The 15,470-nt window shown below is 63.0% G+C and carries 18 protein-coding genes and 1 pseudogene; 7 read left to right on the forward strand and 12 right to left on the reverse strand.

What is annotated here, in order from left to right:
• Positions 1 to 60: 60 nt before the first annotated feature.
• Together J6524_RS28460 and J6524_RS28465 are read left to right on the forward strand one after the other, a co-directional pair.
• A complete protein-coding gene (locus J6524_RS28460) occupies positions 61 to 1,095 on the forward strand; it encodes an aspartate-semialdehyde dehydrogenase (RefSeq protein WP_225676805.1) in 1,035 nt (344 codons plus the stop codon).
• Between the two features lie 130 nt (positions 1,096 to 1,225).
• Positions 1,226 to 1,767: pseudogene (locus J6524_RS28465) on the forward strand (TIGR00645 family protein).
• A 10-nt stretch (positions 1,768 to 1,777) separates the two neighbouring features.
• Here J6524_RS28465 and J6524_RS28470 read toward each other — a convergent pair.
• Positions 1,778 to 2,434 (reverse strand): carbonic anhydrase, encoded by a 657-nt coding sequence (locus tag J6524_RS28470; RefSeq protein ID WP_225676807.1) that lies wholly within the window; start codon positions 2,432 to 2,434, stop codon positions 1,778 to 1,780.
• A 119-nt stretch (positions 2,435 to 2,553) separates the two neighbouring features.
• Here J6524_RS28470 and J6524_RS28475 point away from each other — a divergent pair, with 119 nt between their 5' ends.
• Positions 2,554 to 3,432, forward strand: a complete 879-nt coding sequence (locus J6524_RS28475) for an HpcH/HpaI aldolase/citrate lyase family protein (protein WP_225676808.1) — start codon at positions 2,554 to 2,556, stop codon at positions 3,430 to 3,432.
• A 30-nt stretch (positions 3,433 to 3,462) separates the two neighbouring features.
• Here the strand turns inward: J6524_RS28475 and J6524_RS28480 are convergent, their stop codons facing one another.
• From J6524_RS28480 to J6524_RS28490, 3 genes are all read right to left on the reverse strand, one after another.
• Entirely contained in the window at positions 3,463 to 4,254 is a 792-nt protein-coding gene (locus J6524_RS28480; protein WP_225676810.1) for a capsular polysaccharide synthesis protein, read from the reverse strand.
• 58 nt (positions 4,255 to 4,312) lie between these two features.
• The gene (gene leuD, locus J6524_RS28485; protein ID WP_225676812.1) at positions 4,313 to 4,918 is read right to left on the reverse strand and encodes a 3-isopropylmalate dehydratase small subunit; all 606 of its coding nucleotides are present in this window, start codon (positions 4,916 to 4,918) and stop codon (positions 4,313 to 4,315) included.
• A gap of 134 nt (positions 4,919 to 5,052) precedes the next feature.
• A complete protein-coding gene (locus J6524_RS28490; RefSeq protein ID WP_225677001.1) occupies positions 5,053 to 5,451 on the reverse strand; it encodes a metallopeptidase family protein in 399 nt (132 codons plus the stop codon).
• Between the two features lie 111 nt (positions 5,452 to 5,562).
• Between J6524_RS28490 and J6524_RS28495 the strand changes: the two genes are divergently transcribed.
• From J6524_RS28495 to J6524_RS28505, 3 genes are all read left to right on the forward strand, one after another.
• Positions 5,563 to 5,886 carry a hypothetical protein gene (locus tag J6524_RS28495; RefSeq protein WP_225677003.1) on the forward strand — a complete coding sequence of 108 codons (324 nt, stop codon included), beginning with the start codon at positions 5,563 to 5,565 and terminating at the stop codon, positions 5,884 to 5,886.
• Positions 5,887 to 6,238: 352 nt separating this feature from the next.
• Positions 6,239 to 6,490, forward strand: coding sequence for a hypothetical protein (locus tag J6524_RS28500; protein ID WP_312002502.1), 252 nt, complete (start codon positions 6,239 to 6,241; stop codon positions 6,488 to 6,490).
• Between the two features lie 82 nt (positions 6,491 to 6,572).
• A complete protein-coding gene (locus tag J6524_RS28505; RefSeq protein WP_225676816.1) occupies positions 6,573 to 6,788 on the forward strand; it encodes a hypothetical protein in 216 nt (71 codons plus the stop codon).
• A 447-nt stretch (positions 6,789 to 7,235) separates the two neighbouring features.
• Here J6524_RS28505 and J6524_RS28510 read toward each other — a convergent pair whose 3' ends face one another.
• The 8 genes from J6524_RS28510 to ffh form a co-directional block, all read right to left on the reverse strand.
• Entirely contained in the window at positions 7,236 to 7,616 is a 381-nt protein-coding gene (locus J6524_RS28510) for a hypothetical protein (protein WP_225676818.1), read from the reverse strand.
• Positions 7,617 to 7,842: 226 nt separating this feature from the next.
• The gene (locus tag J6524_RS28515) at positions 7,843 to 8,043 is read right to left on the reverse strand and encodes a hypothetical protein (protein ID WP_225676820.1); all 201 of its coding nucleotides are present in this window, start codon (positions 8,041 to 8,043) and stop codon (positions 7,843 to 7,845) included.
• 100 nt (positions 8,044 to 8,143) lie between these two features.
• On the reverse strand, positions 8,144 to 9,550 hold the full coding sequence (gene leuC / locus J6524_RS28520; protein WP_225676822.1) for a 3-isopropylmalate dehydratase large subunit: 1,407 nt from the start codon (positions 9,548 to 9,550) through the stop codon (positions 8,144 to 8,146).
• A gap of 452 nt (positions 9,551 to 10,002) precedes the next feature.
• Entirely contained in the window at positions 10,003 to 10,383 is a 381-nt protein-coding gene (rplS, locus tag J6524_RS28525) for a 50S ribosomal protein L19 (protein WP_225676824.1), read from the reverse strand.
• 108 nt (positions 10,384 to 10,491) lie between these two features.
• The gene (gene trmD / locus J6524_RS28530) at positions 10,492 to 11,211 is read right to left on the reverse strand and encodes a tRNA (guanosine(37)-N1)-methyltransferase TrmD (RefSeq protein ID WP_225676825.1); all 720 of its coding nucleotides are present in this window, start codon (positions 11,209 to 11,211) and stop codon (positions 10,492 to 10,494) included.
• A 10-nt stretch (positions 11,212 to 11,221) separates the two neighbouring features.
• Positions 11,222 to 11,746: a ribosome maturation factor RimM gene (gene rimM, locus J6524_RS28535; protein WP_225676827.1), complete on the reverse strand. Its 525-nt coding sequence runs from the start codon at positions 11,744 to 11,746 to the stop codon at positions 11,222 to 11,224.
• Positions 11,747 to 11,765: 19 nt separating this feature from the next.
• Positions 11,766 to 12,095 (reverse strand): 30S ribosomal protein S16, encoded by a 330-nt coding sequence (gene rpsP / locus J6524_RS28540; protein WP_171713593.1) that lies wholly within the window; start codon positions 12,093 to 12,095, stop codon positions 11,766 to 11,768.
• Positions 12,096 to 12,348: 253 nt separating this feature from the next.
• The gene (gene ffh, locus J6524_RS28545) at positions 12,349 to 13,899 is read right to left on the reverse strand and encodes a signal recognition particle protein (RefSeq protein ID WP_225676829.1); all 1,551 of its coding nucleotides are present in this window, start codon (positions 13,897 to 13,899) and stop codon (positions 12,349 to 12,351) included.
• A gap of 493 nt (positions 13,900 to 14,392) precedes the next feature.
• Between ffh and J6524_RS28550 the strand changes: the two genes are divergently transcribed.
• Positions 14,393 to 15,457: an MBL fold metallo-hydrolase gene (locus J6524_RS28550; protein WP_225676831.1), complete on the forward strand. Its 1,065-nt coding sequence runs from the start codon at positions 14,393 to 14,395 to the stop codon at positions 15,455 to 15,457.
• Positions 15,458 to 15,470 lie beyond the last annotated feature (13 nt).

Consider the following 15,470-nt stretch of genomic DNA (forward strand, 5'->3'; position numbering starts at 1 on the left):
GCTGCCTTCTCCCTTTCCGCTTGAAGCGGCAGGGCGGCATTTTTCCTCGGAGAGTGAACGATGGGTTACAAAGTCGCTGTCGTCGGTGCGACCGGCAATGTCGGGCGCGAAATGCTCAACATTCTCGACGAGCGCAAATTCCCCGCCGACGAGGTTGTGGTATTGGCCTCGCGCCGCAGCGTCGGCGTCGAGGTGTCCTATGGCGATCGTACCCTTAAGATCAAAGCGCTTGAGCACTACGATTTCTCCGACATCGACATCTGCCTGATGTCGGCTGGCGGCGCGGTGTCGAAGGAATGGTCGCCGAAGATCGGCGCCGCGGGCGCGGTCGTGATCGACAATTCGTCAGCCTGGCGCATGGATCCGGACGTGCCGCTGATCGTTCCGGAGGTGAATGCGGACGCGGCGAAGGATTTCTCGAAGAAGAACATCATCGCCAATCCGAACTGCTCGACCGCGCAGCTCGTGGTGGCGCTGAAGCCGCTGCACGACAAGGCCACCATCAAGCGCGTCGTGGTCGCGACCTACCAGTCGGTGTCGGGCGCCGGCAAGGACGCGATGGACGAACTGTTCTCGCAGACCAAGGCCGTCTACACCAATGACGAGCTGGTCAACAAGAAATTCCCCAAGCGCATTGCTTTCAACGTGATCCCCCACATCGACGTCTTCATGGAGGACGGCTACACCAAGGAAGAATGGAAGATGATGGCGGAAACCAAGAAGATTCTTGATCCCAAGATCAAGCTCTCCGCCACCTGCGTGCGCGTGCCGGTGTTCGTCGGCCATTCGGAGGCCGTCAACATCGAATTCGAGAATCCGATCACCGCCGATGAAGCCCGCAACATCCTGCGCAACGCGCCGGGCTGCCTCGTCATCGACAAGCAGGAGCCGGGCGGCTACGTCACGCCCTATGAATCGGCCGGCGAAGACGCGACTTATATCAGCCGCATCCGCGAGGACGCCACCGTGGAGAACGGGCTCGCGCTGTGGTGCGTCTCCGACAATTTGCGCAAGGGCGCTGCGCTGAACGCGGTGCAGATCGCCGAATGCCTGATCAACCGCAAGCTGATCAGCGCGAAGAAGAAGGCGGCATAGGGCGAATTCGTAGGGTGGGCAAAGGCGCATTTGCGCCGTGCCCACCAATCCTGTCACATCATCGGGATAAGGTGGGCACGCGTCGCTTTGCCCACCCTGCACGACCGGAGATCTAAGGAGCCGGATTGCAATGACCGAACAGTCGGCTCCCGATCGCTCAGCTTCGAAGGTGAAACGCGCTGAGCGAGGCTTCGAAGGCCTCATCTTCAACAGCCGCTGGCTGATGGCGCCGTTCTATTTCGGCCTGGTCGTCAGCCTTGCCGTGCTGCTCTACAAGTTCGTCGTGCTGCTGGCCGAGTTCGTCCTGCATGTGCCCTACGCCAAAGAGGCTGACATCATCCTCGGCGTGCTCAGCCTGATCGACGTCTGCCTCACCGGCAATCTGATCCTGATCGTGGTGTTTTCGGGCTACGAGAACTTCGTCTCGCGGATCGATCCCGCCGGTCATCCGGACTGGCCGGAATGGATGACCAAAGTCGATTTCGGCGGCCTCAAGCAGAAGCTGCTGTCCTCGATCGTCGCGATTTCGGCGATCCAGGTGCTAAGGCTTTCATGAACATCGACGTCGCGTTTGACGCCCAGAAGATGGGCTGGCTGGTCGGCATTCACCTGGTATTCGTACTCTCGACCCTGCTGCTCGCGCTGTCGGATCGCTGGAGCGGCGGCCACTAAGCCTGCCTCGTCACGCTGAGGGCGGTACGTTCCTGACGCTGTGAAACTCCTTTGCCGCCTGGTCGAGCACGAACAATGACCCCTCGGCGACGCCGAAATAGGCGCCGTGCAACTCCATCTCGCCGCGTTCGACGCGGGCACGCACGAACGGGAACGTCATCAGGTTTTCGAGTGAGCGAAAGATCGCGGCCTTCTCGATCCTGATGGTGAAATCCTGCATCGTCTCGTGCTCGCGCTGTTCCACGACTTCGCCCGGCTTGATGAACATCGCCATCCAGCGACCGATGAAATCGCCAGGCGACAGCGGATCGATCTTGTCGATGAAGGCGCGGATGCCGCCGCACTGGGCGTGGCCGAGCACGACGATATGCTTGATGCGGAGCACGTTGACGGCATATTCCAGCGCTGCGGAGACGCCGTGGGCGCCGCCGTCGGGCTCATAGACCGGCACCAGATTGGCGACGTTGCGCACCACGAACAGTTCGCCCGGGCCGGCGTCAAAAATCACTTCCGGCGAGACGCGGGAATCGCAGCAGCCGATCACCATCACGGCCGGCGACTGGCCGCGCTCGGAAAGTTCCCGGTAGCGCGACTGTTCGGTCGGCAGCCGTTGCGAGGTGAAGGCGCGGTAGCCGTCGAGCAGATGTTGCGGAAACGAAGATGCCATGATTTCGGTGCCTGTCTTTGGCCATGCCTAACCATAAGCCGATGACCGGAACAAGGCTTTCGGACCTTGGCTTGAAATGTTAGGGCGTGGGGCTCAAACGCCCCAGAGGAACCCGTTCCATGACCCGTCCGCGCCGCAGCCTGTTGTTCATGCCGGGATCGAACGCGCGGGCGCTGGAAAAAGCGCGCAACCTGCCTGCCGACGGCATCATTCTCGACCTCGAGGATTCAGTGGCGCCCGATGCCAAGGCGATGGCCCGCGACCAGATCGCGGGCGCCGTCACGGCCGGCGGGTTTGGCAAGCGCGAGGTGCTGATCCGGGTTAACAGCCTCGATACGCCCTGGTGGGTCGACGACGTCACCATGGCCGGCAAGGTCAAGCCCGACGGTATTCTGGTTCCCAAGATTTCCACGGTGGATGACCTGAACGCGATCGCCAACCGCCTGAGCGACATCAACGCCGATATGTCGATCCGGGTCTGGGCGATGATCGAAACCGCGCGTGCCGTGCTCGATGCCGACAAGCTGGCGGCCGCGTCCAGGGATTCCGAAACCCGCCTTGCCGGTTTCGTGTTCGGGCCTAACGATATCTCGCGGGAGACGCGGATCCGCATGCAGCCGGGTCGCGCGGCGATGATCCCGATGATCACCCACTGCATCCTGGCGACGCGTGCACACGGGCTCGAAATTCTCGATGGCCCTTACAGCGACATCAGCAATATCGACGGCTTTGCGACCGAATGCGCGCAGGGCCGCGACCTCGGCTTCGACGGCAAGACGCTGATCCATCCCAGCCACATCGAGGCCTGTAATGCGATCTTCACGCCACCGGCCGAGGAAGTCGAGCAGGCGCGCAAGATCATCGCGGCATTCGAGAAGCCGGAAAACGCCTCCCGCGGCGCGATTCAGCTTGAGGGGCGGATGGTAGAGCGGCTGCATGCCGACATGGCGCGGCGGACGATCGCGATCGCAGACGCGATCGCGGCGATGGGGCATTGACGTTGAGCAACCGATGTTGTCGGTTGCTCACTATCGCGATCCAAACCGCTCCGCCGCCCACTCATAAAGGCTGCCCGGAATCGGCTTCTCCCCGCCGCGGCCTTTTGGCGAGATGTGGAGACCGATGACTTGAGGATCGGCGAGCAGGCCTGAAAAGTCCGTCGGCTCGAAGAACAGTTTTGGCTCGGCATGCACGGCATAGAAGGATTGCTTCGGCAGCGCGTGCTGCAATTCGTTCGAGCGGCGCGCGAGCGCGGTGAGCGCGGCAGGGCCGTAGATGGCGACGCGAATGTCGGAGAGGCGGCTCGAGCGGCGGCGCAACTGGCGCAGCATGAAGGTGAGGCGATGGCGCAGCGCCAGCCAGTCCGGCACCAGATCTTCCTGCTCCATCAGGTCCTCGAACGCGCGCACGATCGGGTCGTGAGCAGGCAGGTACAAGACGGAGTTGCCGAGCTGGCGCCGCCGCTCCCAGGCGAAGTAGGGTTTTGCCGGATCGATCTCGATCGGTTTCAAGAGCAGCACGTCAGCATCGAGCCATAAGCCGGCGTTTTCCGCCATCAGCCGCATGCGGAAGAAATCGCTGAACTGCAAAATGGTCCAGTCGCGCCAGCTGCCATCCGGCTCGGGCGGACGCAGCCGCTCGGAAAAGGAGTGCGGCAGGATCGCTTCCGCCTCGGCATTGCCGACGCCGTCGGGCAGGCCCGGCAACGGATCGAAACTGTAGACGGTGACCTTGTGGCCGGCGGCGACCTGCGAGCGCAGGCAGGTCAGCCGCAGCCCGTCGAGGGGACCATGCCAGAAGGTGACGACGTCAGGCCGCATCCGCGTCACCTCCTCTTAACGAAAGAGCCCCGATTGGGTCGGGGCTCTCGTAGCACGATCAGGCCCAGGCGCGCTCTTTCTTCAGCTTCGCCTCGTAATCGTCGATTGACGACTTCTTTTCCATGGTGAGGCCGATGTCGTCGAGACCGTTCATCAGGCAATGCTTGCGGAACGGATCGATATCGAACTTCACCTTGCCGCCGTCGGGGCCGCGGATCTCCTGGTTGGCGAGATCGATGGTCAGCGTGGCGTTGGCGCCGCGCTCGGCGTCGTCGAACAGCTTGTCGAGGTCTTCCTGGCTGACGCGGATCGGCAGAATGCCGTTCTTGAAGCAGTTATTGTAGAAGATGTCGCCGAACGAGGTCGAGATCACGCAGCGGATGCCGAAATCGAGCAGCGCCCAGGGCGCGTGCTCGCGGCTCGAGCCGCAGCCGAAATTGTCGCCGGCGACCAGCACCTTGGCGTTACGATAGGCCGGCTGGTTGAGCACGAAGTCCGGGTTCTCGCTGCCGTCATCCTTGTAGCGCTGTTCCGAGAAGAGGCCCTTGCCGAGGCCGGTGCGCTTGATGGTCTTCAGGTACTGCTTCGGAATGATCATGTCGGTGTCGACATTGACGATCTTCAAGGGCGCCGCAACGCCTTCCAGTGTGGTGAACTTTTCCATCGATCGCACTTCCCGGTTGAAAAGGTGGGACGGGCCGGTGATTTATCGCGAATACGGGCCCGGCAAAAGGCCAATTTGCGCATAGGCCGCCTGTTCTGGCGCGTTTTGGGCGAACAGGCTGCCGGAGGACCGGCTCAGCCTGCGGCCGCCTCGATCGCCTCCATATCGGCATCCGACAGGCCGAAATGGTGGCCGATCTCATGGATCAGGACGTGGCGGACGATATGGCCGAGCGTTTCATCGTGCTCGGCCCAGTAGTCCAGGATCGGCCGCCGGTAGAGCCAGATCATGTTGGGCAAGCGGGCGACGTCACCGTGGCTCTGGTGCGGCAGGCCGATGCCCTGGAACAGGCCGAGCAGGTCGAATTCGCTTTGCGCCTGCATCTCGTCCAGGACCTCGTCGGTCGGGAAATCGTCGACGCGAATGATCACGCCCTCGCACAGGGTACGAAAAGTCTTGGGCAGGCGCTCGAACACTTCATGCGCCATGGCTTCCATTTCGGCGAGCGAGGGGGCTTTTGCTTCGGTCCACATCACGACGTATTTAGCGTGTCTTATGCCCCTGCGCATAATGGTTTTGCGGAGTTGACCTTGACGCGCCAATCGGAGACCGTGCGGGCGTTATCAGGCTTGGGTGGACTTAAGATGAAATGGATCGTGACGGTTGCAACTTGGGCTGCTTTTACCGGGCTCCTGCTTCCCGCTGCGGTAGCGCAGGCCCAGACGGCAGCGCCAGAACTTCGGATCGCGCCGGCGCCGAAGGCGACCGTCACCGATGTATCCGCCCAGCGCCGGCGTCCACTGCGACGCGTGCCGATCTATAGCCAGGAGTGGGCACCCAGCGTCTACCCGCGCTACAACCCGGGCCCCAACGCCGTGCGGGATTGCACCGCGCACTATGTGCAGGAGTATCGGCCGAGCGGCACGGTGATCACCCCGCGCATGAACTGCTGGTGGCGGCCCGGCTAGGTTTCTTTCCGCTCCCTTCCTATCGCGCAATTCTTCATATCGCGTAATTCGTTGGCGCGAGCAGTGTTCGTGCGCTGCGGCTGATGCTGCGCAGAACCCATGGCGCTGTTCTGCGTCGACTGGCGTGCGCGAGGATTGCTGCGAACCGTAGCCATCATCCGTTCATGTTCGTGGCGCGTTCATTCAGGGCTCATTCAAGTCGCAAGCGGCAGATTGCACGCAACGTTGCGGCGAGCCATTCGGCGCAGACGTGACATCCGACCAAGGAGAGATTTCATGCAGTTCACGAAAGTTCTGGGATTGGCTGCCATAGGCGCGTTGCTCGCGCTCGCTGCGCCAGCCGAGCGCGCCAATGCGTTCTCACTCAGCAATCCCGGCGCCGCCGCGGCCGTTCAGGAAGACGCCAGGCTGGCGACAACGGAAGTTCACTGGCGTCACCATCATCATCACCATCATCGGTGGCATCGTGGGCACCATCACCATTGGCATCGTTGGCATCATCACGGTCATCACCACCACCATCATCATCACCGCCACTGGCACCGCTGGTGAGTGCGACAGCTTGGCGCAGATGCCAAACAGGCCCGCTTCATCGCGGGCCTGATTCGATTTCGGTGGTCGCCTTGAAACCGGCGAGATTGCCGCCCGATATCTCTGACATCAGCATCCACAAGAGGAGTCTCATCATGAGGAGCTTGATTTCCGCAGTCCTTGTCGCTGGCGCGTTCGCGATCGCCGGGCCGGGAGCTATCGATAGCGCCGCGGCGGCGCCGCAGGCGAAGGCGCAACGCGCCGGCGCATCCGACGCCACCGATTTCAGCGCGCACCGGCGCTACTATCGGCACTACGGCTACTATCGTCCATACTACCGTCCATATTATGGTTCGTACTACCGTCCGTAATATCGCCCCTACTACTACCGGCCCTATTATTACGCTCGGCCTGTCTATTATCGGCCATATCCCTACTACGCGCCCGCGCCGTTCACCTTCGGCATCGGCTTTGGCCCGTTCTGGTAGTGAGCGTGCACAACTTCAGTCAGCCGCAAAAAATCTCTTCAGTGCTCATTCGTGCGCATTCATCGTTGAGGCCGTGCATTCATGGCGCGTTCACGTGCCTGTCTCTAACGTAACGTTTGGGAGCGACCGCAAAGAAGCGACGGGGGCCAACCGTTGAGCGGTTGGGGCGCGCCGTCGCCGGTTAGGGAGGATTCACCCATGTCGATATCGGATCCCGGACGCGGCCTGGCTCGCTGTCTGGGCGTTACGGCTGCGGCGGTATTCGCGCTCGCAGCGTCATCACATCACCGCGCCGAGGCACTCTCGCTAGCGAGTCCCGCTACGGCGCCGTCATCGAAATATGTAGCCGACGGAATGACGACCCAGGTTCAACACCGCCCCGGGGTAGGCGGCGGTGGAATGGCCGGCGGCGGTTTTCGCGGCGGCGGTGGCGGCGGTTTCCATGGCGGCGGTTTCCGCGGCGGCGGAGCGGCATTTCATGGCGGCGGCTTCCGCGGTGGCGGCGCAGCCTTTCACGGCGGTGGCTTCCGCGGTGGCGGCGCAGCTTTTCACGGCGGTGGCTTCAGGGGTGGTGGAATGGCGATCCACCGTGGCGGTTTTCGTCCAGCGCCCGCCTTCCATGGTGGCGGACACCGCTTCGTACATCGTCATGCGTTCCACCGGCCTCATGTCTTCCATCGGCCCCACTTCGGCCACCGTCGCTTCTTCCATCGTCGATTCTACTACGCGCCGGCCTTCTACGCGCCGGCCTATTATACGTATCCGGCCTACTATTATCCGCGCCGTTGCCGCGTGATCTGGACCTATTACGGGCCGCGCAGGATCTGCAGACCCTGGTATCGGCCCTACTGGCACGCTCGCTACTACGGCTATTGGTGAGAGCCGAAAACGAAACAGGCGCCCAAGGGCGCCTGTTTTTTTCGAGTGGGAAGATCACTCAAATCCTTTCCCAGGGCTTGATCTTCCACGGCGTCAGCTTCTCCATCCGCCACTGCTGCCAGTGTTCCGGCGGCCAGTGACTGAGACGCGAGACTTCCTTGGTGGCAGTAGTCTGAAGGTCGACGATACGCGGCGTGCGGCGGCGCATCTGCTTCGTCGCCTCGCTGATCATATCGACATATTCAGGCTTGTCGGTCACGGCCAAGTCCCTCGCGAAACGTCTTCGCAAGGGACCAGTTTGCGCTTTGCCGCTTAACGGGACGTTGCGGGAACGCCTCGTAATCTAGACAAAGAAACCGTTAACGCCATTCCCGGACGTCGACGAAGTGCCCGGCGATCGCGGCGGCCGCCGCCATGGCCGGCGATACCAGATGAGTGCGGCCCTTAAAACCCTGGCGACCCTCGAAGTTGCGGTTCGAGGTCGAGGCGCAGCGCTCTTCCGGCTTCAGCTTGTCCGGGTTCATGGCAAGGCACATCGAGCAGCCCGGCTCGCGCCATTCGAAACCGGCCTTGATGAAGATCTTGTCGAGGCCTTCGGCTTCCGCCTGCTCCTTCACGATTCCCGAGCCCGGCACGATCATCGCATTGACATTGGCGTTGACCGTCTTGCCCTCGGCGATCTTCGCCGCAGCCCGCAGGTCTTCGATGCGACCGTTGGTGCAGGAGCCGATGAAGACGCGGTCGAGCTTGATGTCGGTGATCTTCGTGCCCGCGGTGAGGCCCATATATTTCAGCGCGCGGTGCTTCGACAGCCGCTTGGCCTCGTCCTCAATCTTGTCAGGATCGGGCACGAAGCCGGTGATCGACACCACGTCCTCGGGCGAGGTGCCCCAGGTCACGATCGGCGGCAGCTTTGCCGCGTCGAGCCGGATCTCGTGGTCGAAATGCGCGCCGTCATCCGAGCGCAGCTTTTCCCAATAGCGCATCGCGGCGTCCCAGTCGGCGCCCTTCGGCGATTTCGGGCGGCCCTTGAGGAACTCGAAAGCCTTTTCATCGGGCGCGACCAGGCCGGCGCGGGCACCGCCTTCGATCGACATGTTGCAGACCGTCATGCGGCCTTCCATGGTCAGCGAACGGATTGCCTCGCCGGCATATTCCAAGACATAACCGGTGCCGCCGGCGGTGCCGATCTCGCCGATGATGGCGAGGATGATGTCCTTGCCGGTGACGCCGTCCGGCAATTTGCCGTCGACCACCGCGCGCATGTTCTTCGCCTTCTTCTGGATCAGCGTCTGCGTCGCGAGCACGTGCTCGACCTCTGATGTGCCGATGCCGTGCGCCAGCGCGCCGAACGCGCCGTGTGTGGAGGTGTGGCTGTCACCGCAGACGATAGTGGTGCCGGGCAGCGTGAAGCCTTGCTCGGGGCCGATCACGTGCACGATGCCCTGGCGCTTGTCGAACTCGTTGTAATACTCGATGCCGAATTCCCTGGCGTTCTCCGCCAGAGCCTTGATCTGCTCGGCGCTCTCAGGGTCGGGATTAGGTTTGGTGCGGTCGGTGGTCGGCACGTTGTGGTCGACGACGGCCAGCGTCTTTTCCGGCGCGCGCACCTTGCGGCCCGAGGCGCGCAGGCCTTCGAACGCCTGCGGCGAAGTCACCTCGTGCACCAGGTGACGGTCGATGTAGAGCAGGCAGGTGCCGTCCTCGGCTTCGTGCACCAGATGGTCGTTCCAGATCTTGTCGTACAGCGTAGTCGGTTTGGACATGAGCATAAGCTCCAAAGGAAATTCTGTGTGAGCGGTAAGGCGCGATGTGCGCGCCGGCAACGGACGTCAGCGCAGCATCAGGCTGCGCGCGTAAGCTCTGACGTTGCCGACGTCGCGAACCGTCCGAAGAACCGGCCGGGCAGCCGCGAGCGGTCGTCCATGACGATCCGCTGGGCAGCGCTGGTGCGATCTAGAACCATTCTGAATTTCTAACACAGGCTCCCCAGCCGCCACAATCAATCGATGCGGTGGGCTGAACTGTCATTGCCGGGCTTGACCCGGCAACCCATCCTTCTTGAGCAAGAGCGTTTCTTTTCCTGATGGATGCGCGGGTCAGGCCCGCGCATAACGACCCAGGAGCGAACCGCCAGCCATACATACATAGGCATAGCGCAACAAAAAAGCGCGGGGCAAAACCCCCGCGCCTTTCGTCACATCCCGTTCTGGGAAAATTACTCGCCGACGGCGGCGGCGCGGTCCTGTTTCTCGACGATGCGGGCCGACTTGCCGCGCAGGTTGCGCAGGTAATACAGCTTGGCGCGACGCACTTTGCCGCGGCGCACCACCTTGATCGAGTCGATCATCGGCGACAGCACGGGGAACACGCGTTCGACGCCTTCGCCGTAGGAAATCTTGCGGACGGTGAAGCTCTCGTTGAGCCCGCCGCCGGAACGGCCGATGCAGACCCCTTCATAGGCCTGCACGCGGGTGCGCTCGCCTTCGACCACTTTGACGTTGACGATCACGGTGTCGCCGGGGGCGAAATCGGGAATCGACTTGGTCGCCGACAGTTTATCGAATTGCTCTTTTTCGAGCTGTTGAATGAGGTTCATTGAAATCTCCATCGGCGGCGCGCCCAGCCTTTCGGGGGCTGCGCAAACGTCCATCTATCCTGCGCGTGTGCGGATTTGGCGCCCGTATAAGGCATCAAGCCGCGCTTGTCACCCTTCTGTCGTGCTTTTTGTGCCTTTTTGGCCGCCGCGTGCCGCCCACAAATCCGGCCGCCGCGCCCGGGTCAGGGCCTCGGCCTCAGCCCTCCGCCAGGCCGCCACCCCGGCATGATCGCCGGAGATCAGGATTTCCGGGATAGGCCGGCCCTCGAACTCCTGCGGGCGGGTGTATTGGGGGTATTCCAGTAGTCCCTCGGAAAAGCTTTCGTCCACGCCGGAAGCCTGTTTGCCCATCACCCCCGGCAATAGCCGCACGCAGGCGTCGATCAGCGCCATCGCGGCGATTTCACCGCCCGACAGCACATAATCCCCGATCGAGACCTCCTGCAGGTTCCGCGCCTCGATCACCCGCTGGTCAACCCCTTCGAACCGGCCGCAGACGATCAGGGGCCCAGGGCCGGCGGCAAGCTCGGCCACCAGTGACTGGGTCAATGGCCGACCCCGCGGGCTCATTAGGAGACGCGGCCGATCCTGGCCGACATCAGCTGCATCGATCGCAGCGGCCAGAATATCGGCCCGTAGCACCATGCCGGGACCGCCGCCGGCAGGGGTGTCGTCGACACTGCGGTGCTTGTCGGTGGCGGACGACCTGATATCGCGCGCCTCCAACTCCCACAGACCGCACGTCAGCGCCTTGCCCGCCAGGCTGACGCCGAGCGGCCCGGGAAATATCTTGGGAAATAGCGTGAGGACGGTGGCGCGCCAGGTCATGTCAAACCCATCACGTGAGCGTCGGGGCTTCGTCGCCTTCGATTTCCTGCGGCAGCTCGATCACAACGCGGCCGCCTGCGAGATCGACTATCGGCACTACGGCATTGGTGAACGGCAATAGCATCGTGGCGCCTGTGGCCGGCGCGATCTCGATGATATCGCCGGCGCCGAAATTATGGATCGCGACCACACGGCCGAGCGGCTCGTCGGCGGCGTTGACCGCGGCGAGCCCGATCAGATCGGCGTGGTAATATTCATCCTCGTCGGTCTCGGGCAGCCTGTCGCGCGGGACATAGAGTTCGAGGCCGTTGAGCCGTTCGGCATCATCGCGGGTGGTGATGCCCTTCAGCGTCACCACCAGATGATCCTTGGCCTCGCGGACATGCGTCACCTCGAACTGGCGCGCGCCGTCTTTGGTCATCAGCGGGCCGTAATCTCGTACGGCCAGCGGATCTTCGGTGAAGGTCCACAGCTTCACCGCGCCGCGCACGCCATGCGCGGCGCCGATGCGAGCGACGCAAACTGGTGCTGCCACCGTCGTGCGCCGCTAGGACTTACGCCTTCGCGGCGGCTTCGGCGGCCTTGCGCTCCTTGCGCGGCACAGCCTTTTCCGGGTTGTTGCGCGGCGTGCGCTTGACGATTCCGGCGGCATCCAGGAAGCGGGTCACGCGATCGGACGGCTGCGCGCCCTTGGCGAGCCAGGACTTCACCTTGTCCATGTCGAGCTTCAGCCGCGCCTCATTGTCCTTCGGCAACAGCGGATTGAAATACCCGAGACGCTCGATGAAGCGGCCGTCGCGGGGAAAGCGCGAGTCGGCGACGACGACGTGATAGACCGGGCGCTTCTTGGTGCCTGCGCGAGCGAGGCGGATAACGACTGACATCTAGTTCTCCTGTTGAATGTAAAAGTCGATAATCTGAACGGTGTGAATTGGCGTCATTGCCAAGAGCGCTTGCCTCGTCCGTCATGCCCCGCCACCGGGTCGCGCGAATGCGCGCCCGATGACAGGCTCCGGCGGGGCATCCAGTAATCGCAAGCATTCGCGATTGAACCGAGGAAGCGCGGCGTACTGGATCGTCCGCCCCAGTGCGCAATTGCGCACAAGGCGGACAATGACGGCGCGTGTTGGCGCGAGGTCATTTCTTCTTCCCCGGAAAGCCGCCCAGGCCCGGCAGCGTCGGCTTGCCGCTGAGGCCGGTGAGGCCCGGCACGTTCGGCAGGCCCTGGCGCAGGCCGACGGGAAGATCCTTCGGCAGATTCGGCAGGCCGCCCGGCCCGGTGCCGCCCTGCATCTTGTCGGCCAGCGCCTTCATCTCTTCCGGCGAGGGCGGCTTCATGCCGCCGCCAAAGCCCATCGCCTGCGCGATGCCAGCGAGCGGGCCGCGCTTGCCCGAACCCATCGCCTTCATCATGTCGGCCATGTTCCGGTGCATCTTCAGGAGCTTGTTGACTTGCTCGACGTTCTGGCCCGCGCCCGCGGCGATGCGCTTCTTGCGGCTGGCCTTGAGAATGTCGGGGTTCTTGCGCTCGGCCCGCGTCATCGAATCGATGATCGCGACCTGCCGCTTCAGGATCTTGTCGTCGATCCCGGCGGCGGCGATCTGGTTCTTCATCTTCGCGATGCCGGGCATCATGCCCATCAGGCCGCTGATGCCGCCCATATTCGCCATCTGCAGCAACTGCTCGCGCATGTCGTTGAGGTCGAACTGACCCTTGCGCATGCGCTCAGCGGTGCGCGCGGCCTTTTCGGCATCGATATTCGCCGCTGCGCGTTCGACCAGCGAAACCACGTCGCCCATGCCGAGGATGCGGCCGGCGATACGGGAGGGGTGAAAATCTTCCAGCGCGTCGGTCTTTTCGCCGGTGCCGATCAGCTTGATCGGCTTGCCGGTGACCGCGCGCATCGATAGCGCCGCGCCGCCGCGGCCGTCGCCGTCAACGCGCGTCAGCACAATGCCGGTGAGGCCGACGCGCTGGTCGAACGAGCGCGCGAGATTGACCGCGTCCTGGCCGGTCAGGGAATCCGCAACCAGCAGCACTTCATGCGGGTTGGCGGCGGCTTTGATCTCGGCCGCCTCGCTCATCATCTCTTCGTCGAGCGTGGTGCGGCCGGCAGTGTCGAGCAGGACGACATCGTAGCCGCCGAGCTTGCCGGCTTCGAGGGCACGTTTTGCAATTTGTGCCGGCTTCTGGCCGGCGACGATCGGCAGCGTCGGGATGTCGAGATCGCGACCGAGCACGGCGAGTTGCTCCATCGCCGCCGGGCGGTAAATGTCGAGCGAGGCCATCAGCACCTTGCGCTTGTCGCGCTGGGTCATGCGGCGAGCGAGTTTTGCGGTGGTGGTGGTTTTGCCGGAGCCCTGCAGGCCTACCATCATGATCGCGACCGGAGGCACCGCATTGACGTCGATGGTCTGGCCGTCGGAGCCGAGGGTAGCGACCAGTTCGTCATGAACGATCTTGACCACCATCTGGCCGGGCGTGACCGACTTGACCACGGTGGCGCCAACCGCCTGCTCGCGGACGCGCTCGGTAAAAGTTCTGACGACCTCGAGCGCAACGTCGGCTTCAAGCAGGGCGCGGCGCACCTCGCGCATCGCGGCATCGACGTCCTTTTCGGTCAGCGCACCGCGCCCCGTCAGACGATCGAAAATCCCACCAAGCCGTTCCGACAGATTGTCGAACAATGCCGTTGTCCTTTTGCCTTCGCAGGCGCTGCCTTAGCTCACCACCGTCATACCCCGCGAAAGCGGGGTATCCAGTACGCCGCAGCCTCTCGGTTCAAGCGAGCTGCTCTGGGATACTGGATCACCCGCATTCGCGGGTGATGACGACCTAAATATGCTCTGGCGCGGAACGCCAAAACGATATTCCAAACACTTTCGCGCCCGAGGGCGCATCGCGCTGTCGGGCGTTGGCCTCCGGTCTCAAGGGCCGGGCGGCGGGTCGAAAAGACAAGCCTTTCCGAGAAAGTGCGTGCGTTAAACGCCCGGAAAGGGCGAAAGTCAAGGAGAAACTGGGCCGAACTGAAGCCGGTCGCAGAGTAACCTATTGGAAATATTGTGCTTCTAGACCGACGCCCAAGGGCGGGTAGTAATCTTGCCGCAGGTTCCAAGTTGAGGCCGCAAACGCCATATAACGCCCGTGTCATCCGTTTTCTCTGGCCTGTTGTGATTTCCCGTGCCCATAACCCGTCGCCGTGTTCTTGGAGTGCTTGCCGGAGCGGCCGCCGCCGTCGGCATTCCCTCGATCTGGATCAGCAATATGAAGACCTATGACGGCCCCGTTTCCGATCATTTCGACGGGACGCGCTTCTTTGATCCCGACGGGGCGCCACCGAAATCGCTGGCCGAGGTGCTGCGCTGGCAATTCGGCGGCGACCGCAAGCGCGCGAGCTGGCCGGACTGGGTGCCGAATGCGCATAGCGATACGCCGCCGCCGCGGGTTTCCGGCGACAAGGTGCGGCTGTCCTTCGTCGGCCATGTCTCCTGGCTGATCCAGACGCGCGATCTGAACGTTCTCGTCGATCCCGTATGGTCGACGCGGGCCTCGCCGTTTTCATTCGTCGGCCCGAAGCGGCACAACGATCCCGGCATTGCCTTCGATGCGCTGCCGAAGATTGACGTCGTGCTGGTGTCGCACGGCCATTACGATCATCTCGACATTGCGACGCTGTCGAAGCTTACGGAAAAGTTCTCGCCGCGCGTGATCACGCCGCTCGGCAACGACATCACCATGCGCGATGCGGACTCCGCGATCAAAGCCGAAGGCTTCGATTGGCAGGACCGCGTTGAGCTCGGCAATGGTATTGCAGTCACGCTGGTGCCGACCCGGCACTGGTCGGCGCGCGGGCTGTTCGACCGCAACAAGGCGCTATGGGCGAGCTTTGTATTGGAGACCCCGGCGGGAAAACTCTACATCGTCTGCGATTCCGGCTACGGCGAGGGCACGCATTTTCGCCGCGTCGCCGAGAAGCATGGCCCGCTGCGGCTGGCGATCCTGCCGATCGGCGCGTACGAGCCGCGCTGGTTCATGAGGGATCAGCATATGAACCCGTCGGATGCAGTGAAGGCCTTTGCTGACTGCGGTGCGCAGGAGGCACTCGCGCATCATCACGGTACGTTCCAATTGACCGATGAAGCGATCGACGCGCCGGTCAATGCGCTGGCCGACGCGCTGAAAGAGGCGAAGATTCCGCCGGAGCGGTTCGCGGCGCTGAAGCCGGGGCAGGTGGTGGAGATTTAGGACATCATTGCGA

Origin of the sequence: Bradyrhizobium hereditatis (assembly GCF_020329435.1) — a bacterium.
Taxonomy (GTDB): Bacteria; Pseudomonadota; Alphaproteobacteria; order Rhizobiales; family Xanthobacteraceae; genus Bradyrhizobium; species Bradyrhizobium hereditatis.